At 66.9% G+C, this 21,762-nt stretch carries 20 protein-coding genes; 8 read left to right on the top strand and 12 right to left on the bottom strand.

All coding sequences use genetic code 11. The features are described from left to right. Window positions 1–163 precede the first annotated feature (163 nt). From ccoG to ACSVDO_RS15190, 8 genes are all read left to right on the top strand, one after another. On the top strand, window positions 164–1,615 hold the full coding sequence (gene ccoG, locus ACSVDO_RS15225; protein ID WP_489593178.1) for a cytochrome c oxidase accessory protein CcoG: 1,452 nt from the start codon (window positions 164–166) through the stop codon (window positions 1,613–1,615). A 98-nt stretch (window positions 1,616–1,713) separates the two neighbouring features. Continuing rightward, complete coding sequence (ilvD, locus tag ACSVDO_RS15220) at window positions 1,714–3,495, top strand: dihydroxy-acid dehydratase (RefSeq protein ID WP_489593177.1); 1,782 nt, start codon at window positions 1,714–1,716, stop codon at window positions 3,493–3,495. A 49-nt stretch (window positions 3,496–3,544) separates the two neighbouring features. Further along, entirely contained in the window at window positions 3,545–4,543 is a 999-nt protein-coding gene (locus tag ACSVDO_RS15215; protein ID WP_332539085.1) for a Bug family tripartite tricarboxylate transporter substrate binding protein, read from the top strand. 460 nt (window positions 4,544–5,003) lie between these two features. Then, window positions 5,004–5,513 carry a MarR family winged helix-turn-helix transcriptional regulator gene (locus ACSVDO_RS15210; protein WP_489593174.1) on the top strand — a complete coding sequence of 170 codons (510 nt, stop codon included), beginning with the start codon at window positions 5,004–5,006 and terminating at the stop codon, window positions 5,511–5,513. Continuing rightward, window positions 5,510–6,298, top strand: coding sequence for a DNA alkylation repair protein (locus ACSVDO_RS15205; RefSeq protein ID WP_332539087.1), 789 nt, complete (start codon window positions 5,510–5,512; stop codon window positions 6,296–6,298). Before ACSVDO_RS15210 ends, ACSVDO_RS15205 begins: the two co-directional genes overlap by 4 nt. 131 nt (window positions 6,299–6,429) lie before the next feature. Beyond that, window positions 6,430–6,897, top strand: coding sequence for an RNA polymerase sigma factor (locus tag ACSVDO_RS15200; RefSeq protein ID WP_332549672.1), 468 nt, complete (start codon window positions 6,430–6,432; stop codon window positions 6,895–6,897). 50 nt (window positions 6,898–6,947) lie between these two features. Then, window positions 6,948–7,910 carry a FecR family protein gene (locus ACSVDO_RS15195; RefSeq protein WP_489593172.1) on the top strand — a complete coding sequence of 321 codons (963 nt, stop codon included), beginning with the start codon at window positions 6,948–6,950 and terminating at the stop codon, window positions 7,908–7,910. A 63-nt stretch (window positions 7,911–7,973) separates the two neighbouring features. After that, a complete protein-coding gene (locus ACSVDO_RS15190) occupies window positions 7,974–10,385 on the top strand; it encodes a TonB-dependent siderophore receptor (protein WP_489593170.1) in 2,412 nt (803 codons plus the stop codon). A gap of 48 nt (window positions 10,386–10,433) precedes the next feature. On the opposite strand, the gene ACSVDO_RS15185 is transcribed toward ACSVDO_RS15190, so the two are convergent. The 12 genes from ACSVDO_RS15185 to ribBA all read right to left on the bottom strand — a co-directional run bounded on the left by ACSVDO_RS15185 (window position 10,434) and on the right by ribBA (window position 21,691). After that, window positions 10,434–11,885: an aminotransferase-like domain-containing protein gene (locus ACSVDO_RS15185; RefSeq protein WP_489596412.1), complete on the bottom strand. Its 1,452-nt coding sequence runs from the start codon at window positions 11,883–11,885 to the stop codon at window positions 10,434–10,436. A 25-nt stretch (window positions 11,886–11,910) separates the two neighbouring features. Continuing rightward, window positions 11,911–13,020: an NADH:flavin oxidoreductase/NADH oxidase gene (locus tag ACSVDO_RS15180; protein ID WP_489593169.1), complete on the bottom strand. Its 1,110-nt coding sequence runs from the start codon at window positions 13,018–13,020 to the stop codon at window positions 11,911–11,913. 31 nt (window positions 13,021–13,051) lie between these two features. Next, window positions 13,052–13,846 (bottom strand): plasmid replication/partition related protein, encoded by a 795-nt coding sequence (locus ACSVDO_RS15175; RefSeq protein ID WP_332539092.1) that lies wholly within the window; start codon window positions 13,844–13,846, stop codon window positions 13,052–13,054. 73 nt (window positions 13,847–13,919) lie between these two features. Continuing rightward, window positions 13,920–15,284 carry a prephenate-dependent tRNA uridine(34) hydroxylase TrhP gene (trhP, locus tag ACSVDO_RS15170; RefSeq protein ID WP_332539093.1) on the bottom strand — a complete coding sequence of 455 codons (1,365 nt, stop codon included), beginning with the start codon at window positions 15,282–15,284 and terminating at the stop codon, window positions 13,920–13,922. Between the two features lie 247 nt (window positions 15,285–15,531). Beyond that, window positions 15,532–16,680 carry a cell envelope integrity protein TolA gene (gene tolA / locus ACSVDO_RS15165; protein WP_489593167.1) on the bottom strand — a complete coding sequence of 383 codons (1,149 nt, stop codon included), beginning with the start codon at window positions 16,678–16,680 and terminating at the stop codon, window positions 15,532–15,534. 29 nt (window positions 16,681–16,709) lie between these two features. Then, on the bottom strand, window positions 16,710–17,138 hold the full coding sequence (locus tag ACSVDO_RS15160; protein ID WP_213302257.1) for a biopolymer transporter ExbD: 429 nt from the start codon (window positions 17,136–17,138) through the stop codon (window positions 16,710–16,712). Window positions 17,139–17,158: 20 nt separating this feature from the next. Next, complete coding sequence (gene tolQ, locus ACSVDO_RS15155; RefSeq protein WP_213302254.1) at window positions 17,159–17,863, bottom strand: protein TolQ; 705 nt, start codon at window positions 17,861–17,863, stop codon at window positions 17,159–17,161. Next, window positions 17,860–18,267: a tol-pal system-associated acyl-CoA thioesterase gene (gene ybgC / locus ACSVDO_RS15150; protein ID WP_332539097.1), complete on the bottom strand. Its 408-nt coding sequence runs from the start codon at window positions 18,265–18,267 to the stop codon at window positions 17,860–17,862. Before ybgC ends, tolQ begins: the two co-directional genes overlap by 4 nt. A gap of 6 nt (window positions 18,268–18,273) precedes the next feature. Further along, entirely contained in the window at window positions 18,274–19,458 is a 1,185-nt protein-coding gene (locus tag ACSVDO_RS15145; RefSeq protein WP_332549373.1) for a pyridoxal phosphate-dependent aminotransferase, read from the bottom strand. A 105-nt stretch (window positions 19,459–19,563) separates the two neighbouring features. Further along, a complete protein-coding gene (nusB, locus tag ACSVDO_RS15140; RefSeq protein WP_332537642.1) occupies window positions 19,564–20,100 on the bottom strand; it encodes a transcription antitermination factor NusB in 537 nt (178 codons plus the stop codon). Window position 20,101: 1 nt separating this feature from the next. Further along, window positions 20,102–20,566, bottom strand: a complete 465-nt coding sequence (gene ribH, locus ACSVDO_RS15135) for a 6,7-dimethyl-8-ribityllumazine synthase (RefSeq protein ID WP_332537643.1) — start codon at window positions 20,564–20,566, stop codon at window positions 20,102–20,104. Window positions 20,567–20,569: 3 nt separating this feature from the next. Then, window positions 20,570–21,691 (bottom strand): bifunctional 3,4-dihydroxy-2-butanone-4-phosphate synthase/GTP cyclohydrolase II, encoded by a 1,122-nt coding sequence (ribBA, locus tag ACSVDO_RS15130; protein WP_332537644.1) that lies wholly within the window; start codon window positions 21,689–21,691, stop codon window positions 20,570–20,572. Between the last annotated feature and the right edge of the window lie 71 nt (window positions 21,692–21,762).

Below are 21,762 nucleotides of genomic sequence, written 5' to 3'. Positions count from 1 at the left end.
GGCGGGTCGGTGGGAGGAAAATGGTGACCTGGATCAAGAATCCATCTGATACGGCCCAAATCGTCCCATCTGCTGCTGTTATCCAAAGCGCTTGCGGCGCATAGTAGCGGGCAAGGTACGCAGGGGCGCGAAGCGCTGCCGCCGCCGTTGTCATTGAGGCCTTATGTCAGATCACCCCACGTCACAGCGCGGCAAAGCACCGCGCAAGGTCATTCCCATTGCGTCCGTGCCCATCGAAGAGCATGAGCAGCCGCTGTTCGAGGCGCGCAGGAAAATCCAGCCGCGCTCGATCAGCGGCGTCTTTGCGCGCTGGCGCTGGGCCATGGTCTGGATCACCCAGCTGTTCTTCTACGGCATTCCCTGGCTGCAGATCAACGAGCGCCAGGCGCTGCTGTTCGATCTGGAGCAGCGGCGCTTCTACATCTTCGGCTGGCTGCTCTACCCGCAGGATTTCATCTATCTGACGACGCTGCTGATCATTTCGGCGCTGGCGCTGTTCCTGTTCACCGCAGTCGCCGGACGGCTGTGGTGCGGCTTCAGCTGCCCGCAATCGGTCTACACCGAGATCTTCATGTGGATAGAGCGCAAGACCGAAGGCGACCGCAGCGCGCGCCTGCGCCTGGACAACAGCGGCTGGACGCGCGAGAAGCTGCTCAAGCGCAGCGCCAAGCATCTGCTGTGGCTGCTGGTTGCGCTGTGGACCGGCTTCACGTTCGTCGGCTATTTCGTGCCGATTCGCTCGCTGGCCGTCGAAGTCATGGCGCTGCAGGGCGCATGGCAGATCTTCTGGGTGCTGTTCTATGCGCTCGCCACGTATGGCAATGCGGGCTTTCTGCGCGAGCAGGTCTGCACCCATATGTGCCCCTACGCGCGCTTCCAGAGCGCGATGTTCGACAAGGACACGCTGCTGGTCACCTATGACGCGGCGCGCGGCGAAAGCCGCGGCCCGCGCGCCAAGGAGATCGACTACAAGGCCAAGGGCCTGGGCGACTGCATAGACTGCAAGCTGTGCGTGCAGGTCTGCCCCGTGGGCATAGACATCCGCGACGGCCTGCAGTACCAGTGCATCAATTGCGGCCTGTGCATAGACGCCTGCAACTCGGTGATGGACAAGATGCATTACCCGCGCGGGCTGATACGGCTGTCGACCGAGAACGCGCTGGCGCGTGGCTGGCGCGGCATGCAGGTCGTGCGCCGCATGCTACGCCCGCGCGTGCTGATCTACGGCTCGGTGCTGCTGGGCCTCACGGTGGCGATGGTGGCGAGCCTCTACGTGCGCGTCCCGCTCAAGGTCGATGTGGTGCGCGATCGCGGCACGCTGTCGCGCATCGTCGCCGGCGGCCAGATCGAGAACATCTATCGCGTGCAACTGGGCAATGCGACCGAGCAGGCGCAGCGCCTGCAGCTTTCGGCATCGGGCCTCGAAGGCCTGCGCGTGGCCTCGGACACCGAAGTCACGGTTGACGCCGCGGCCGACCGCTGGATCGTCGTGCGTCTGCAGGCACCGTATGGTGTGGCGTCGCCGGGATCGCACCCGGTGCAGCTCGAAGTGCATTCGCCCACGGACGGCACGATCACGGTGCAGGCCAAGACGACGTTTCTGGTGCCGCGCTGACACTGCTGCTGTCGCCTGGGTGACGGCGGTCGCGGCCCCTGCTGCGCACCGCCGCGGTGTTTGGTTATGGTGTGCGCACCCCCGTTCCGCACAACACCATGACAAATCCCCACGACAGCGCGCCCGAAGACGCCAAGCCCGACGCCGCCCCCGGTTTCCGCTCCGCCATCATCCGCCAGGGCACGGTGCGCGCCACGACGCGCAGCTTCCTGCACGCGCTGGGCCAGGACGACGAAGACATCGAACGCCCGCACATCGGCGTGTTCCATACGGGCGGCGAAATGAGCCCCTGCAATCTCAACCTGCGCGACCAGGCCCAGCATGCAAAGACCGGCATCTACGCGGGCGGCGGCACGCCGCACGAATGCCCGGTGGTCTCCGTGAGCGACGGGCTCACGATGGCGCATTCGGGCATGCGCTTCTCGCTGATCTCGCGCGAGCTGATTGCCGACAGCGTCGAAGCCTCGGTGCGCGGCCATCAATGGGACGGCATCTTTGCCATCGGCGCCTGCGACAAGAACCTGCCGGGGCTGATGATGGGCATGCTGCGCTGCAATGTGCCCAGCGTGTTCGTGCACGGCGGCTCGGCGCTGCCGGGCCAGGCGCCCGGGCCCGACGGCCGCGATCTGAACGTCGTCGACACCTATGAAACCATAGGCCAGGTGCTGGCCGGCACGGCCACGCAGCAGGATCTCGCGCAGATCAGCCGCAGCTGCCTGCCCACGGCCGGCGCCTGCGCCGGCCAGTTCACGGCCAACACCATGGGCATGGTCAGCGAGGCGCTGGGCCTGGCGCCCATAGGCTCGAGCATGGTTCCCGCGGTGTTCAGCGAACGCGCGCCGCTGATGCGCCGCGCGGCGAAGACGCTGATGCGCGCCGTCTGGGCCAGCGCCGAGGGCAAGGGCCCGCTGCCGCGCGACATCGTCACGCGCCAGGCGCTGGAAAACGCCTGCGCCGTGGTCAGCGCCACGGGCGGCTCGACCAATGCCGCGCTGCACCTGCCGGCGATCGCGCACGAGGCGGGAATACGCTTTCACCTCGACGATGTCGCCGAAGTCTTCGCGCGCACGCCCTTGATTGCCGATCTGCGCCCCGGCGGCCGCTATCTGGCGCGCGATGTGCATTACATCGGCGGCGCGGGCGTGATCCTGCGCAGCCTGCTGGACCAGGGGCTGCTGCACGGCGACGTACTCACCTTCACCGGCCGCACGCTGGCCGAGGAACTCGCTTCGGCGCTGGCGCCCGACGGCCAGGTGGTGCGCGCCATCGACAACCCGATTTCGCGCGACGGCGGCCTGGCCGTGCTCAAGGGCAATCTGTGCCCCGACGGCGCGCTGCTCAAGACCGCGGGCCTCAAGACACTGGTGCACAGCGGCCCGGCGCGGGTGTTCGAATCGGAGGAGGCCGCGCAGGCCGCGGTGCAGGCCATGCGCTATGCCGCGGGCGACGTGATCGTGATCCGCAACGAAGGCCCCAAGGGCAGCCCCGGCATGCGCGAGATGCTGGGCATCACGGCCTTGCTTTACGGCCAGGGCATGGGCGACAAGGTGGCGCTGCTGACCGACGGGCGCTTTTCGGGCGCCACGCGCGGCCTGTGCATAGGCTACGCCGGCCCCGAAGCCGCGGACAACGGGCCGATCGCGGTACTGCGCGATGGCGACCTGGTCAGCATAGACGCGCGCCCGCAGGCGCGCTCGATCAGCGTCGCGCTGTCCGACGAAGAACTCGCGCAGCGCCTCAAAGACAATGCCCATGCTCGCGTAAATACGGGAGTGCGTTGGGGCGGCTTGCTGGAAAAATACGCGCTGACGGTGCGGCCGGCCCACCAGGGCGCGGTCACGCACTCGGGCGCGGTCACCTGGCTGCGTGACGAAGGCTGAACGAGAGGGCGGCCTTGCGCGTCTTCCATCAATATCAAGAAAGCAATCAATGACTCTGAATCGACGTGAATGGCTGGGCGCTGCGGGCGCGGGCGGCGCGGGTGCCCTGTTGGCCAGCCTGGGAATGCAGGCCCATGCCCAGGCAGCGCTCGAGAGCCTCAACATCATCACGGGCTTTGCCGCGGGCGGCACGTCGGATGCCATCTGCCGGCGCGTGGGCACGCAGCTGGCGCCGGGCTACGCGAAGATCGCGGTGGTGGAAAATCGCACCGGCGCGGGCGGCCAGATCGCAATCAACTACGTCAAGGGCCGGCCCGCCGACGGCATGACCATGCTGCAGACGCCCACGTCGATGCTGTCGATCTATCCGCATATCTACAAGAAGCTGGCCTATAACCCGGTCACCGATCTCTCGCCCGTGACGCTGGGCTGCGTGTTCGACTTCGGCTTTGCGGTCGGGCCGGCCGTGCCCGCGCAGGTGACCAATGTGCGCGAGTTCCTGGCCTGGGCCAAGGCCAACCCGCTGGGCGCGAACTTCGGCTCGCCCGCTCCGGGATCGACGCCGCACTTCATCGGCGCGCTGCTGGGCCAGCATGGCGGCGTGGACCTCAAGCACGCAGGTTACCGCGGCACGCAGCCGGCGCTGCTCGACATGCTCGGCGGCAATGTCTCGGCCGTGTGCGGCCCTGTGGGCGACATGCTGCAGCATCTGCCCAGCGGCAAGATCCGCATCCTGGGCGTCAGCGGCCAGCGCCGCAGCCGGTTCGCACCCCAGGTGCCGACGCTGGTCGAGCAGGGTTACGCCGACATGGCGCACAGCGAATGGTTTGCATTTTTCCTGCCGGCCAAGGCCGCGCCCGAATTGGTGCAGCGCCTCAACGGCCATATGCGCACTGCGCTGGCTTCCAAGGAAGTCGTCGACAGCCTGGCGGTGTTCGGTCTCGAAGCCATGTCTTCCTCGCCCGCGGAACTCGCGGCGCTGGTGAAATCGGAAGTCGCGAAGTGGGGCCCCATCGTGCAGCGCGTGGGCTTTACCGCCGAAGGCTGAGCAAGGCCTGGTGCCGCAAGGCAAGCAATACAACGGGAGCCTTGGCTCCCGTTTTTGCTGGTGTTGTGACAAGCCCACATGCGTAGCATGTTGTTTTGTGGCACAGCGTGCGTAAAAACGCGTACAGGGTTTATACTAGGGGCTACGGGTTACTACTTAGGTGTCCCGCTCTGGTGGTGTTGGAGATGCTAGCCACCAGTTGTTTGAGTGCATCTCATAGAAAGCACACCATGCGTCAAGCCATCAACACCCTGATCACTTTCATCGCTGACTACCGCGAAGCCCACATCGGCCTGGCCAACCAGTAATTGCAGAGCTGACCTGCGCAGCTGCCGGCGCCAAGTCGGCACATGTGCACGGATACTGCCGTCAAGGCAGCGGGTCCGGGACAAAATACTCCATGACATTGGTTCTGGAGTATTTTTTTGGGTTTTTGTTAGGCGCCATATAATATGGCAACATGCAAAAGTTCGAACAAAAGTATCAGGCGCTGCTGGCCGAAGCCGATAGGCGCCAATGGCCGGGCCAGGATCGCATACGCCTGTGTTTTCAGACGCTGTCGCTGGCCGCGGCCATCGACCGCGATTGCGCGCAGGTGCTGTCGGGCTACGGCCTGTCCGAAGGGCGCTTCGTGCTGCTGTTTCTGCTCGAAGCGGCCAGCGCTGGCCTCGCGCCGCGCGAACTCGCCGAACAGGCCGGCGTGACGCGCGCCACCGTCACCGGCCTGCTGGATGGCCTGGAGCGCGACGCGCTGATCGAGCGCCAGGCCGACGCCGCGGATCGGCGCGCGCTGCGCGTGCAGCTCACGCCCCGGGGTCGGCAGCTCGCGCAGTCCGTGGTGGCCGAGCATGGCCGCTGGATTGCGGGCGTGTTCGGCGGGCTTTCGGTCGATGAACGCAGCCAGCTCGCGGGTCTGCTGGACAAGGTGGCCGCCGGGCTTGCGGCGCGCGGCGAAGCGGGGCCTGCATGACGGCACCGGCCCAGCGCAAAGGTGCACGCCGCGGCGCCGATATTCCTGCCGAACTGCTGCAGGCGCTGTCGCAGGGCAGGGCGCAAAGCGCGACGCTGGTCGAAGGCCTGGCCGTGGACCAGGCGCAATTGCTGGGCGCGGTGTTTCCCGCATTGCCCGCAGCCGTGATGGCGGCTGCGGGCGCGGTCTGCGAACGCGGCATTCTGCAGCGCATGAACGGTATCGGCGGCCTGCTGTTCGACGCGCTGGGCAGCGAGGCCATGGTGGTCTGCAGCGGCCACCCATCGGATACCGTGCGCGGCTGGGCCTGCTTCATCGTCGGCGCCGACCCGGGGCTGGATCTCGCCGCGCGATTGGAGGCCATTCGCCCGCTGGCCGACGACGCGCATTTCGGGGTGCGCGAATGGGCCTGGATGGCCGTGCGGCCGCATCTGGCGCGGGAACTCGATGCCGCGGTGGCGCAACTCGCCGCATGGACGCGCGCGCCGTCCGAGCGTCTGCGCCGCTTTGCCTGCGAAGCGCTGCGTCCGCGCGGCGTGTGGTGCGCGCATATCGCGGCGTTCAAGCAGCAGCCCGAACGCGGCTTGCCGCTGCTGTCGCCGCTGCATGCCGATGCGGCGGTCTATGTGCAGGACTCGGTCGCCAACTGGCTCAACGACGCCGCCAAGGACAGGCCGGACTGGGTGCGCGCGCTGTGCGCGCAGTGGCTGCACGGCGAGCCCAGCGCCGCGACGCGCCGCATCTGCCAGCGCGCGCTGCGCAGTCTTGCTCCACCCGGCCCTTGAGAACGCGTTGCCGCGCGGCATGGGTGCTCCCTATAATTGCGCGGCTCGTCGCTTAGCTATTCGATTCAGCCGCCGCCACATCGCAGCCCCTGCCCGACGCCTTTGGTCCCTTTTCCAAATGAGGCAATCCTGTGGTCGCGCGGTACTACTCCGAACTCGTCAACTTTTTCGCGCGCTCGCTCAACGATCGCGATGCGGCCTCCGACCTCGTGCAGGAAGCCTATGCCCGGGTGCTTGCATTGCACCAGCGCGGCACCCAAGTGCTCGACCCGCGCGCCCTGCTGTACCGCGCCGGCAAGAATATCGCGATCAGTGGTTTTCGCCACCGCGAAGCCGAAGCGCGCATGCTGCGTACGCTGGCTCTGGTCTGCGATGACAGGGCGCCGTCGGTGGAGCAGCACGTGGATGCGCGCCTGCGGCTGGAGCGCTTGCTCGCGCGCCTGGGCAGCATGCCGCGCAAGCGGCGCGAGGCCTTCATTCTGGTGCGCATCTACGGCTGCAGCTATGCCGAAGCGGCAGCGCATATGGGCGTGAGCGTCGATGCCATTGACCGCCATGTGGTGCGTGCGGTCATGGACTGCATGCGTTTGAAGGGCTGAGCGCGATGCCGCCAAGACCAAGCGCCTCTGGCCGCGCACCATCGCCGCAGATGATTGGCTTCGCGCTGTCGCTGATCGGGCGCCAGCACCACGGCGCACCGCAGGACGCGGCTGCGGCGCGCGAAGAATTCGCGCGTTGGCGGCAGACTGATGCACGCCATGAAAGCGCGGCGTTGACGGCGCTCGACTACTGGCGTGCGACCGCGGCTGGCGAGCTCCAAGGCAGCGTCGCGCGGCCCGAGCGCGCGCGCGCGGGACGCCGGCGGGCGTTGCAGGCGCTTGGCCTGGGCGCTGGCCTGGGCACGTTGGTGGTGGGCGGTCGCTGGGTCTGGCGCCTGCCGACCGAGGACTTTGCCTTGCGCACCGAGCGCGGGCGACTGCTCGCTCGCGAGCTCGCCGACGGCAGTAAAGTGCACCTGGCGGCAAACACTCAGGCGACGGTGCGTTATTTCCGCGACCGGCGCGAGGTGACCCTGGCGCAGGGCGAAATCCACTTTGAGGTGCGGCGCGACGCGTCGCGCCCATTTACGGTGTCTACCGAATGGGGCCGTGTCGAGGTGCTGGGCACGGTCTTCAGTGTCCGCGCCCGCGCAGCCGGCATGCGTGTCGCGGTGGCCCAAGGACGCGTGGCGGTGTTTGCTGCCGACCACGGCGCAGCCGTCGACGCCAGCGTGGTGCTGGTCGGCGGCCAGGCCGTGGCCATTGACCGCAACGGCCTGCACGCGCCGTCGGCGACGCGCGCTGACAGCGTGGCTGCATGGCGCGACGGCTGGCTGGTGTTCGAAGACACGCCGCTGCCCGATGCGATTGCGCAGTGGAATGACTATCTGGCCCGGCCGATTCGACTGCGCGACGCGGGCGCGCTGGCTTCGCTGCGCCTGAGCGGCAGTTTCCCTATGCGTACGCCCGAAGCCTTCATGCGCAACCTGCCCGCCATGCTGGCAGTGACGGTCGAGCGCCGGGACGATGCATGGGTCGTGGGGCCGCGCCTGGCGCGCCGGGCAGGGGAGTGAAAAATAGTTGTGGGTGTTTGTTGTGCGAGTGCGTCTTCACCTCGAACTCTACTGAAACCACCCATGCGCCATTCAATCCCGATCTCCTTGCGCGCCAGCGCGCGCGCCCCCCATGCACTCGCTCTGACCTGCGCCGCGGCACTGTGCGCGTTCGGTCTGCCTGCCTGCGCTATCGCACAGCCAGCGCAGGCCGCAACCGAACGCGTGCTTCAGTTGTCCATCCCATCCCAGCCGCTGGGTGCCACCATTGACGCGCTGGCGCGGCAGGCAGGCATAGGCATAGGCCTGGATTCGCGGCTCAATGCCGGCCATGTCGCCCCCGCGCTGCAGGGCAGCATGACGCTCGGACAGGCGCTGGCACGCGTGCTGGAAGGCAGCGGCCTCGAAGCACTTGTCAATGCCAACGGCGCATGGATACGCCGCGCCAACGTTTCCGGTGAGGACGGCACGCTGGCGGCAGTGACAGTGACGGCACATAGACCTTTGGACGGGGCTGCGGCCCAGGCCTACCGCGCGGCCAGCAGCAGCGTTGGCGCGCTGGGGACCAAGGCGCTGCGGGACACGCCGTTCAGCCTCAACGTGATCACGCGTGAGTTGCTGGAAAACCAGCAAGCCCATTCGTTGCTCGATGCCGTCAGGAGCGATGCCGCCGTGGCGCAGGGCAGCAACTACACCAACGGCGCTGGCGAAGTGCTGTCGGTGCGCGGCCTGCTGCTGGGCTATCGCAACAATTACAAGCTGGACGGACAGGATCTGATCGGCTTTCTGGGCGCGCCGCAGGTACCGGTCGAGCACCTGGAGAGCATAGAGATACTGCGGGGTGCGGGCGGGTTTCTCCATGGCTTTGGCACGCCGGGCGGCATCGTCAATCTGGTGAGCAAGCGCCCGCCGCAGGCGCAGGTGCGCAGCATCACGATCGAAGCCACGGGCCGCGGCGCAGCGCTGGTGCACGGTGACATTGGCGGGCGACTCGGTGAGGATGAGCGTTTCGGCTACCGCGTCAACGCCGTCGAGGAACAGGGCAATACCTACGTGAAGGACGGTGGTCATATCAAACGGCGCTCGGCTTCGGTGGCGCTCGACTGGCGCATCACGCCCGATGTGGTGTGGAGCGTCGATGCGCTGGCGCAGCAGCGTCGCGTCGATGCCGTCTACTACCAACTGGTCCCCAATGGCAACGGCCGCGCAGCCAACTACGCGATTGCCGCAGCCCCGGCCGCCGTGGACGGCAGCACGCGGCTGGCTTCGCCATTCACCTACAGCGACGCGCGCAGCACCTCGTTCGGCACGTCGCTGGCCTGGCATATCGCGCCCGGCTGGGACGCGCGCCTGTCGCACCGCGACTGGAAACAGGACATGCAAAGCAACCACAGCTTTCTGTTCGCGAACGCGGCCGGCGTCTATTCGGAGCAGCAGATCTCATTGCCGGCACGTGTCAGATCGCAGCAGAGCCAATTGCTTGTGACCGGTGGCTTCGACATCGGCAGGGTAAGGCATGACATCGCATGGGGAGTGTCGGCCAGCCATATTCGCGCGCAGGAGTCGAATGATTTCGGCTCGCAGGTGTTGGGAACGGCTGCGCTGGCGACGCCAGGCGACTTCGTCGATCCGGGTCTCACGACCCACTGGATCGAGGGCGGCTGGGCGTTTCCCGAGCGCCAACGCAGTCTGTTTGCGTCGGACACGCTGCACTTCGGCGAACAGTGGGACCTGATTCTCGGCGCGCGCCACAACCGCTACATCTCCAACAGCTACGACAAGAGTGCCGTCACTCCCACGCTGGCCGCGGTCTTTCGCCCGGCGCCGTGGCTGTCCGCCTATGGCAGCTATATCGAGGCATTAGAGCAGGGCTCGACCGCGCCTCGCACCGCTGCCAATGCCTACGAGGTGTTCCCGCCGATCAAGAGCCGGCAGTACGAGTTCGGCCTGAAGGCCGAGCAGGTGGACTGGTCAGCGTCGGCCGCTGTCTTTCGGACCACGCAGGCGCTGACGTACACCACGTCGGCTGGCCGCTATTCCCAGGATGGCGAAGCACGCTACCAAGGCGTGGAGCTGTCGGGCAAGGCCAGACTCGCGCGGTCCTGGACGCTGCTGGCCAGCGGCGTATTCCTTGACGCGCAGAACACCGCGACATCGCTGGGCCAGTACGATGGCCGGCGCACGCCCGGCGCCTCGAAGCGGCAGTTCGCTGCCTATGCGGAGTATGAGCTCCCCGGCATGCCGCTGACGCTGACCGGTGGTTGGCGGCATGTGAGCGCGCGCGCACTCGACATGGCCAACAACTGGTCGCTGCCAGGCTATGCGACCTTCGATCTGGGCGCACGCTACGTCACACGCACTGCCGGCGCGCGCACCACATTGAGGCTCAACGTCGAGAACCTGGGCGACAAGGCCTATTGGCTCATGGCGGGGTCGAATCGCCTGGTGCAGGGCGCGCCACGCACCGTGAAGCTGGGCGCGCAGTTCGAGTTCTGACGCAGCGCCTTTGCAGCCCGCCGGGCCTGGCAATTGCTGGAGAAGCGATTACTGCACCCCTTGCGCTATCGCCGACGCGGCCCTGGCCTGGCTCGCATGGGCGAGTTCGCCCAGCACGGCAATTGCGCCCTCGATGCGCGCATCCCAGCCGTGGCCGTAGTTCAGCCGCAGGCAGTGGCGATAGCCATGCGAGGCCGAAAAGATCGGGCCGGGCGCGACGCTGATGCCGCGCGCGATCGCCTGGGCGTGGATGGCCAGCGCATCGCAGCCGGGCGGCAGCTCTACCCACAGGAAATAGCCGCCTTCGGGCCGCGTGGCGCGCGTGCCCGGCGGAAAATAATGGCCCACAGCCTCGGCAAAAGGCGCTTGGGCCGCCGCGAGAAACTGGCGCAGGCGGCGCAGATGCTTGTCGAAGCCGCCGCGCTCGAGGTATTCGGCCAGCGCCGCCTGGGCCGGCGCGTTGGCGCCCAGCGTGGTCGTGAGTTTTTGCCGCGCGACCGACTGGGAGAAGCGCCCGGCCACGGTCCAGCCTATGCGCCAGCCCGGTGCCAGGCATTTGGAGAACGAGGCGCAGTGCATCACCAGGCCTTCGCTGTCGAACGCCTTGGCAGGCAGCGGACGCTGGGCGCCGAGAAACAGCTCGCCGTAGACATCGTCCTCGAGCAGCGGCAGTCGGTGGCGCGTGATCAGCGCGACAAGATCGCGCTTCTTCGCCTCGGGCATCAGGCTGCCCAAAGGGTTCTGGAAGCTGCTCATCAGCCAGCAGGCCCTGGGCCGGTGGCGCACGATGGCCGCCTCGAGCGCCGCCAGGTCCATGCCTTCGCGCGGGTGGGTCGGCACTTCGATGGCCTGCAGTCCCAGGCGTTCGAGCGCCTGCAGCGCCGCATAGAACGCGGGCGACTCGACCAGCACCGCGTCGCCGGGTCGGGTCACGGCCGAAAGACACAGGTTCAGCGCTTCAAGCGCGCCGTTGGTGATGATGATGTCGTCGGTGGGAACGGCCATGCCCTGGGCCAGATAGCGCAGCGCGATCTGGCGGCGCAACGCGGCGTTGCCCGGCGTCAGGTCATCGACCGTACTCCATGGGTCCAGCGTTTTCACGGCCCTGGCCATCGCCTGGCCCAGGCGCTGCAGCGGAAACAGCAGCGGGCTGGGGAAAGCCGAGCCCAGCGGCACCACGCTGCGCGCGTCGCTGGCCGCGAGGATGTCGAACACGCGCGCGCTGACATCGACCGCGACCGAGGCATCGGGCGGCTGCGAAGCCTGTTCGGGCTCGGGCGGCATGCGCCGCACTCCCGATGCAACGAAATAGCCCGAGCGCTCGCGCGCGCTCACCACGCCGCGCGCCTCGAGCAGGTAGTAGGCCTGGAATACGGTGGAGGCGCTGATGCCGCGGCTGTGGCACAGGCTGCGCACCGACGGCAAACGGTCGCCCGGCTGGAGCACGCCGTTGCGTATCGATGCTTCGATGTCTGCGGCCAGGGCTTCGTAGCGTTTCAGGCGCAGGCCGGCGCAGGGCACGGGGCTAGGCAGCAAGCGCAACCCGCGGAGCAAACAGCGCGCCCGCGCCATGCGGCTGGCAGCGCAGATACTGCGGCGCCGCCGTGACCTGCGCGCCCAGTACCTGGGCCGCGTGCCAGGGCCAGCGCGGATTGAACAGCGCGGCACGCGCGATCGCGATCGCGTCGGCGTCGCCGGCATCGAGCGCGGCCTGGGCCTGCAGCGGGTCGGTGATCAGGCCCACGCCTATCACGGGCATGCTGAGCTGTGCGCGCAGCGCGCGCGCCAGCGGCAGCTGGTAGCCCGGGCCGACCGGAATCTTCTGCGCGGGGCTGAGCCCGCCGCTGGACACATGCAAGAACGCCGAGCCCAGCGCCTGCAATTGCTTGGCCAGCACCGCGCTTTGCTCCACGTCCCAGCCGCCTTCGATCCAGTCGGTGGCCGAGATGCGTACGCCCACGGGCAGGGTGTGCGGCAGCGCTGCACGCACCGCGGCGAACACTTCGAGCAGCAGGCGCAAGCGGTTTTCCAGACTGCCGCCATAGTTGTCGCTGCGCTGATTGCTCAGCGGCGACAGGAACTGGTGCAGCAGATAGCCATGGGCCGCATGCAGCTCGATCAGGTCATAGCCCAGGCGCTGGGCGCGCAGCGCGGCGTCGACAAAGGCTTTCTTGATGCGCTCGATGTCGGCCAGCGTCGCGGCCGCGGGCACCGGCACTTCGGGCGCCGCCGCCAGCGCGCTGGCGCCTACCGTGGGCCAGCGCTGGGCCGGCGGCAGCGGGCCGCCGCCGGCCCAGGGCTGCAGGCTGGACGCCTTGCGCCCCGCATGGTTGAGCTGAACGCCCAGCTTGATGTCGCTGAAACGGCGCACATGTTCGACGACCGTGCGCATCGCGGCTTCGCCGGCATCGCTCCACAGCCCCAGGTCCCAGGGGCTGATGTGTCCCATGGCTTCGACGGCCGTCGATTCGACGATCAGCAGGCCCGCGCCCGACTGCGCCAACTGGCCGTAGTGCATCAGATGCCAGTCGGTCGCGCAGCCTTCGTGGGCGCTGTAGGTGCACATAGGCGCGATCACGATGCGATTGGACAGTTCGACGCTGTCCAGGCACAGGGTAGAGAACAAGGCGGTCATGGCATCCCGTGAAAATGGAAAGGAAAAGAGATCAGGCCTTTTCCTGGAGCATTTCCTGCAAGGCCTTGATCTGCTGGCGCAGCATGCCATTTTCCTGCTCCAGCGTTGCCACACGCTGCTGCAAGGCGGCGACATCGACATTTTCTTCGGCGCCGTCGGCCTGCGCTGCGTTCTCGTCGCGCGGCTTCTTCTTGGCTTCGCGCACGCGCTTGGCGGCCTGCTTGAGCTCGTCCTTGCCGGCGGCGGCCGCGGCCACCTGTTCCTCGGCGGGCAGCTGGGCCACGGCGGCGGCGGCATTGATCGAGATGTCGCCGGCCTTCACGGCGGCCACAACTTCCGGCGTGGCCTTTTGCTGGATGGTCTCGATCTGCTTGACCTGGGTGCTGCTCAGGCGCGCGACGCGGGCCAGCGCTTCGCGCGTGGCCATGGCCTGATCGTCCGCAGCGGGTTCTGCCGGTGCGGCATCGGAGGGCGCGGGCGCGTGCTCCGCGGCCTTGGCGCGGCGCGCGGCAACGATCTCGCGCTTGCGCAGCGCGAGCACGCCGCGCTGGAAGTCGGAGACGCTGCGCCGGCCCAGATGCTGGTCGATCATCCACAGATGGACATCGTCCATGTTCTGGAAATGCGTGGCCTGCACGGTCTCGAACGGCAGTCCGTGCTTGACGCAGATGCCGTGGCGGTTGTGGCCGTCGACCAGCAGATCGCCCCACAGCACCAGCGCGTCGCGGCAGCCTTCGGCAAGAATGCTGCGCTCCAGCGCTTCGTGTTCATCGGCGCTCAGCGGATCGATGTAGGCCTTGAGTTCTTCGTTGACAACAATGTTCATGGGACAGGGGGCAGAAAAAGAAAGGGGCTGCCAAAGCAGCCCACAGGGTCAGGGTGGACTTGGGGCCCGGCGCTCAGAGCAGACGGGCGATCAAGGCGCCGTCTACCGGGCCTTCGAGCGGAATGCGCACGCGGATAGGATTGCCCTGCGCCACGGTCACGGGTTCGCCTTCCATATTGAACATCTTCTCGAGCAGCACCTGGCGGTTGCCGCTGGGGTGGATGATCTCGAGCGTGTCGCCCACGGAGAAGCGGTTCTTGGTCTCGATCTCGGCCAGGCCGTCGGCAAAGCCGCGCACTTCGCCGACGAAGTGGCTGCGCTGCAGCAGCGAATGGCCGGTCTCGTAGTTCTGGTAGTCCTGCGCGGGGCGGCGCTCAAGAAAACCGCTGGTATAGCCGCGGTTGGCCAGGCCTTCGAGTTCGGTGATCAGATTCGGGTTGAACGGGCGGCCGGCGACGGCGTCGTCGATCGCGCGGCGGTAGGTCTGGGCGGTGCGCGAGACGTAGTACAGCGACTTGGTGCGGCCTTCGATCTTCAGCGAATCGACGCCGATCTTGGTGAGCCGGTCGATGTGCTCGATCGCGCGCAGGTCCTTGCTGTTCATGATGTAGGTGCCATGCTCATCTTCCATGATGGGCATGAGCTCGCCGGGGCGGCCCTGCTCTTCGAGCATGTAGACATGGTCGGCCTTGGGGTGGCGCGGCTCGCTGTTGCAGGCCGAGAAGCCGGTCTCGGCTTCCTGCTGGGCCTTGGCGAAGTCGAAGTCGCCTTCCATTTTCAGCGGCATGGCTTCGCCGGTATTGGGGTCGACCGCGGTTTCCTGCGTCGAATAGTTCCAGCGGCAGGCGTTGGTGCAGGTGCCCTGGTTGGGATCGCGGCGGTTGAAGTAGCCCGACAGCAGGCAGCGGCCCGAATAGGCAATGCACAGCGCGCCGTGCACGAATACCTCGAGTTCCATGTCTGGGCATTCCTGGCGGATCTTCTCGATCTCGTCCAGGCTCAGCTCGCGCGACAGGATGATGCGCGCAATGCCCATGCGCTGCCAGAACTTGACGGCCGCATAGTTGACGGTATTGGCCTGCACCGAGATGTGGATAGGCACTTCGGGCCACTTCTCGCGCACCATCATCATCAGGCCGGGGTCGGCCATGATCAGTGCGTCGGGCTTGAACGCAATCACGGGCTCCATGTCGCGCAGATAGGTGCGCACCTTGTCGTTGTGCGGCAGCAGATTGCTGGTGACAAAGAATTTCTTGCCGCGCGCATGGGCTTCGGCAATGCCCTGGCCGATCTGTTCGAGGCGGAACTCGTTGTTGCGCGCGCGCAGGGAGTAGCGGGGCTGGCCCGCGTAGATGGCGTCGGCGCCAAAGTCGTAGGCGGCGCGCATCTTTTCGAGCGAGCCGGCAGGCAGCAGAAGTTCGGGGGCTTTGAGAGGCATGGCGCAATTGTCTCCGATTGGGAGAAAACGGGTGGCGCTCATGGCCTGAAACTGCCGGGTATCGGGCAAAGGCGCGCGCAGTGCCCGCCCTCAAACGCCCTTCAACCGCCCCGCGCAGGGCGAACGGCGGGGGGCGTTTCGAATGGACTCAAGTCAGAGCGAACGTAGAGTTTGGGCGTGGCCTGTTCCCCGTTCGTCCTGAGCTTGTCGAAGAATGAACGGCCCAGCCGAGAGACAACCCCCCGGTTCAGTCTCTTGGCCTGAACCCAATCGTCAACGAACTGGGCACCTTGCCATCGATATCCCGCGGCAGCGTGTCGGTCTTGTGCAGCGCGCGCACCACGGCCTGGTCCCAGGCGGGATTGCCGCTGGACTGGGTCACGCGCACGCTGACGATGGTGCCATCGGGCGAAGTACGCACCGCGACTTCGGCGCGCGGATTGCCGGCCACGTCGTCGGGGTAGACGATATTGGGCTTGACCTTGGCCGCGACCTTGGCGCCGTAGCCGGCCGAAGGCCCGCCCGAAGACGAACCATTGCCCTGGCCCTGGTTGGGGCTGCTGCCGCGCTCGGCGCTGCCCTTGGAGTCGTCGGAGCCCGCGCCTGCCAGGCCTTGCATGCGACGCAGGTTTTCCGCGCGGCGGGCCTCCGCGGCCTTGGCTTCCTTGGCGGCGTCTTCCTTCTTGCGCTTTTCGGCCGCGGCCTTTTCAGCGGCGGCCTTCTCGGCCTTGGCTTTTTCCGCCTTGGCTTTTTCTTCCTTCTCGGCCTTTTCTGCCTTCTCGGCTTTTTCCGCGCGCGCCTTTTCCTCGCGCTCGGCCTTGGCCTTCTCTGCTTTCTCGGCCTTGGCTTTTTCGGCCTTCTCTATCTTGGCCTGCTCGGCTTTTTCAGCCTTTTCCTTCTCCAGCCGTTCCTTGCGCTCCTCGGCGAGTTTCTCGCGGCGCTCGCGCGCCTTTTCCTCGCGCTCGCGGTCGGCCTTTTGCGCTTTCTCGGCCTTTTCGCGTTCGAGCTTTTGCGCCTCTTCGCGCTTTTTCTTGCGCTCCAGCGCAATCTCGGCTTCGTGGTCGTCGTCCTTTTGCACCACGGGCGGTGGCGACGGTGGTGGGGGCACGACAACCGGAGGCGGCGGCGGTGGCGGCGGTGGCGGCGGTTCGGGCTTGACTTCGGGCGCGGGAGCCGGCGTGGGCTCGGGCGTGGGCGCCGGTGGCGCGGCTTCCTGGGGCAGCGCGGACCAGAGCTCGGCCTCGATCGCGGCCTCCTGCATTGCGGGCGGCATGCGCACCGCCCACAGCATTGCCGCCACGAGCAGGCCGTGCGCCACGATCGCCAGAAGCCACGCGCGCAGGCGCGGCGGGGGAGGAGGCGGGGCGAAAGGGTCGTGTTCTGGCGGTCGGGACATGGAGGGCAAGGATCTGGGGACGGCCGGGTTTACTGGCTGGATTTGACGTCGAGGGCGACGCGCTTCACGCCCGCGCGCTGCAATTGGCCCATGGTCTGCATGACGGTGTCATAGCTGAGCGTCTTGTCGGCGGAGATCACGACGGCGCTGTCTTCGGGCTGCTGGGCCTGCCAGGCCTTGGCCGCTGCGCCCAGCTCGTTGAGGCGCACCACCTGCTCGCTGCTGCCGGTCTTCAGGCGTATCGAGCCGTCCTTTTCGATCAGGATGCGCGCGAGGTTCTCGGTCGGCAGGCGCGAGGCCTTGCCCGCGCTGGGCACGTTGATCGCGCCGGGCGTGAGCATGGGGGCGGTCACCATGAAAATGATCAGCAGCACCAGCATCACGTCGATGAAGGGCACCATGTTGATTTCGTTGACCGTGCGGCGCTGGCGGCCGCCGCGTGAAGACACTGCGGGCATGTGAGGCTCCTATTGGCGGCTCAATGGCCGGAAGCCGTGCTGCTCGCGGTCGAGCCCACGTTGCGTTGCAGGATATTGGAGAACTCTTCGATGAAGGTGTCCAGCTGGTTGGCGACGCGGTCGGTCTGGTGGGCGAAGCGGTTGTAGGCGGTCACGGCGGGAATCGCCGCGAACAGGCCCATGGCCGTGGCCACCAGCGCTTCGGCGATGCCGGGAGCGACCGTGGCCAGCGTGACCTGCTCCATGCTCGCAAAGCCGGTGAACGCGTGCATCACGCCCCACACCGTGCCGAACAGGCCGACATAGGGCGAGACCGAACCGACCGAGCCGAGAAACGGCAGGCCGGCTTCGATTTCGTCCATTTCACGCTGCAGACTGGCGCGCATGGCGCGGCGCGTGCCGTCCATCAGCGTGGCGACATCGCCGATGCGGCGTTCGCGCAGCTTCTGGTATTCGCGCATGCCGCTGGCAAAAATGCGTTCCATCGGCCCGCCGCGCTTGGCGTTCTGCGCGGCCGAGGCGTAAAGGTCATTGAGGCTGGTTCCCGACCAGAATTCCTGTTCGAACGCGTCGTTGAAAGCCCGCACCCGCTTGAGCAGGCTGGACTTGCGGAAAATCGCGGCCCAGCTCGCGACCGATGCGACCACCAGGGCCAGCATGACAAGCTGCACGACCCAGCTGGCCTGCAGGACCAGGCTGAATATGGACATGTTTTGGGAATTCATGAAAGTTGTTCCAGAAGGCTGATCGGAATTCGTTGCGGACGCATGCTTGCGCCATCGACCCAGCCGATGCGTATCGAGGCTTCACTGAGCAATTGCGGACCGTCCGCGGCAGATTGCAGCAAAGCTTGCTGGCGTATTGTCAACGACGCACGGCCGCTCGCTTGTAAGCGAGCGGTAACCAAAAGTTGGTCGTCGAGGCGTGCCGGGCGGTGGTAATCGACCTGTGCCTGGGTTACGACAAACATACCGCCGGTTTGTTCCCGTAATTTTTGTTGCTCCAGGCCCAGCGAACGCAGCCACTCCGTGCGCGCGCGTTCGAAGAACTTGAGGTAGTTGGCGTAGAACACGATGCCGCCGGCATCGGTGTCCTCCCAGTAGATGCGGATGGGAAAGGCGAAATCCATGCGTGCTCAGCCCAGCAGCGCGCGCAGGCGGCGCACGGCCTCCTGCAGCTGGGGCAGGGAGTTGGCGGTGGAAAAGCGCACGTAGTGGGCGGTCTCGGCCGTGCCGAAGTCGCGCCCTGGAGTGATGGCGAGATGGGCGCGCTGCATCAGCGCATAGGCGAAGTCCCAGCTGCCTTCGACGCCGAGCTTGCGCGCGGCTTCGCTGCAGTCGGCCCAGGCGTAGAACGCGCCGTCGGGCATGACGGGAACGCGCAGTCCCAGCTTCTCGAGTTCGGGAATGAAGTAGTCACGCCTGGCCTTGAACTCGGCGCGGCGGCGCTCGAACTCGGCAATGCTCTCGGGCTCGAAGCAGGCCAGCGCCGCGTGCTGGGAAATGGTGCTGGCGCAGATGAACAGGTTCTGCGCCACGCGCTCCACGGCCGGCACCAGCGCCTCGGGCACGACCATCCAGCCCAGGCGCCATCCCGTCATGTTGAAGTACTTGCTGAAGCTGTTGATGCTGACCAGGTCTTCGCCCAGCGCCAGCGCGGTCTGGGAGTAGGCCGGGTCATACGACAGGCCCAGGTAGATCTCGTCGATGATCGTCAGGCCGCCGCGCGCGCGCACCACGTCGTGGATGCGGCGCAGTTCGTCGGGCGCGATCGAGGTGCCCGTGGGGTTCGAGGGCGAGGCCAGCAGCACACCGCGCGTCTTCTCGCCCCAGGCCTGGGCAACCTTATCGGCGCTGAGCTGGAAGCGCTCGGCGGCCGTGGTCGGAATCAGCACCGCCTTGCCGTCTGCCGCGCTCACGAAGTGGCGGTTGCAGGGGTAGCTCGGGTCGGGCATGAGAATTTCATCGCCCGAATCGATCAGTGCCAGGCAGGCCAGCTGCAGCGCGGCCGAGGCGCCCGCGGTGACGACAATGCGCCGCGCGGGAACATCGACGCCAAAGCGCTGCGCATACCACTGGCTGATGCGTTCGCGCAATGCGTCCAGGCCCAGCGCCGGCGTGTATTGGGTATTGCCCTGAGCGACGGCATGGGCTGCGGCCTGCTGCACCAGCGGCGGCGCGGTGAAGTCGGGCTCGCCGATGTTCAGGAAGATCATCGGCTCGTTGGTGCCTGCGACTTCGCGTGCCAGGGCTTGCGCCGCCTTGGCCACTTCCATCACGTAAAACGGCTCGATGCGCTGGGCGCGTTTCGATACTTGCATCGGCGGGTGCCATCCTGCCCGCAGGGCGCGGGCGTTAAATATCCAATGGAGCCGGGCCCGGGTACGGCCCGGGGCGCAAGGCCCCCGGCGGCGGCCCGGCGCGCTTCAGTCGGCGGCCTTCTGGCCCTTGTCGGCAGCGACTTCGGCGCTGCGCAGGCTGGGAGCGAGGCCGTTGAGCACGGCGTTGACGTACTTGTGGCCGTCGGTGCCGCCAAATTCCTTGGCCAGCTCGATGCACTCGTTGAGCACCACGCGCCAGGGCACGTCGGGGCAGTGCTGGAACTCATACGCGCCAATCCACATCACCGCGTGCTCGATGGGCGAGATCTCGCTGAGCTGTCGGTCCAGCTTGGGCAGGATCAGCGCGTCGAGGTCGGCTTCGGTGGTGATGCAGCCGTGCAGCAGCGCGTCGTAATGCGCGCTGTCGGCCTTGTGGAAGCCCGCGAGGTCACGCGTGAACATGTCGATCGCGCTCGCGTCGTTGCGACCCACGATGTGCTGGTACAGGGCCTGCAGCGCGAATTCGCGTGCGCGGCTGCGGTTGGACTTGGACGCGGCCTTGCGCGCGCCCGTGCTGGTGGCGCCGGTGCGCGCCTGGCGCGGGGGACGGCCCGAGGCCGATGGGGATTGTTCTTCGCTCATGTCAGTTCAAGGTAGCGAGCAGTTGGGCCATTTCGACCGCCACGCGGGCCGCGTCGCGGCCCTTGTCGGTCTGGCGTGCAATGGCCTGCTCCATGTTTTCGGTGGTGATGATCGCATTGGCGATCGGCAGTTGGTGGTCCAGCGACAGGCGGGTCACGCCGGCGCCCGATTCGTTGGCCACCAGCTCGAAGTGGTATGTCTCCCCCCGGATGATGCAGCCCAGCGCCACCAGGGCGTCGTACTGCTCACGTTCGGCCATGGCCTGCAGGGCCACGGGCACTTCGAGTGCTCCGGGGACCTGCACATGGTCGATATTCTTTTCGTCCACGCCCAGCGCCAGCAATTCGGCGCGGCAGGCCGCGGCCAGCGCGTTGGTGATGCTTTCGTTGAAGCGGGCCTGGACTATGCCTATGCGCAAGCCTGCGCCGTTGAGTTGCGGGCCTGTGCCCTGTTCTGCGCCAAACATTTTCTATTCCTTGGGGATGTAACCGGTGATTTCGAGGCCGTAGCCAGCCATGCTGGGCATGCGACGCGGCTGGCCCATGAGGCGCATCCTGAGCACGCCGCATTCGCGCAAGATCTGTGCGCCCACGCCGTAGGTGCGCAGGTCCATGCGGCCGCGTTCGGGCGCCTGGGCCGGCCGCGCGCTGCCGTCGAATTGCGCCAGCAGCTGTTCGGCGCTTTCGCCGCAGTTGAGCAGCACGGCCACGCCGCGGCCCTGGGCATTGATATAGCGCAGGCTGCTGTCGAGGCTCCACGAGTGCATTTCGCGGTCCACTTCGAGCAGGTCGAGAATCGACAGCGGCTCGTGCACGCGCACCGGCACTTCGTCGTCGGCATTCCAGCTGCCCTTGACCAGCGCGAGGTGCACCGAGCGGCTGGGCTGGTCGCGGAACACGCGCACCGTGAACTCGCCAAACGGCGTCTGCAGCGGTCGGCTGTCGACGGCTTCGAGCAGCGACTCGGTGCGGCTGCGGTAATGGATCAGGTCGGCAATCGTGCCGATCTTGAGGCCGTGTTCGGCGGCGAAAAGCTGCAGGTCGGGCAGGCGCGCCATCGTGCCGTCGTCCTTCATGATCTCGCAGATCACGGCCGAGGGGCTGCAGCCGGCCATGCCGGCCAGATCACAGCCGGCTTCGGTGTGGCCGGCGCGCATCAGCACGCCGCCAGGCACGGCCTGCAGCGGGAAGATGTGGCCGGGCTGGACCAGATCGTCAGCCTGGGCATTGGCCGCGACGGCCGCCTGCACGGTGCGCGCGCGGTCGGCGGCCGAAATGCCCGTGGTCACGCCTTCGGCGGCTTCGATGGAGACCGTGAAAGCGGTCGAATGCTTGGTGCCGTTGCGCGTGGCCATGGGCTGGAGCTTGAGCAGTTCGCAGCGTTCGGGAGTCAGCGTCAGGCAGATCAGTCCGCGGCCGTAGCGCGCCATGAAATTGATGGCTTCGGGCGTGACGTGGTCGGCGGCCAGGACCAGATCGCCTTCATTTTCGCGGTCTTCTTCATCGATCAGCACCACCATGCGACCCGCGCGCATGTCGGCAATGATGTCTTCCACCGGGGAGATGGCTACGGGATGCAGGGGGGCGGTCATGCGAACTTTCTTGGGATGCCGGTGTTCAATCGGCGCAGGCAGCGTGCATTCCAGGGGGAACTGTCGCTGGC

The organism is Comamonas sp. DB36 (assembly GCF_057914905.1).
The sequence above is the reverse complement of the archived record's forward strand: the minus strand, read 5'-3'. Positions and strand labels throughout refer to the sequence as shown.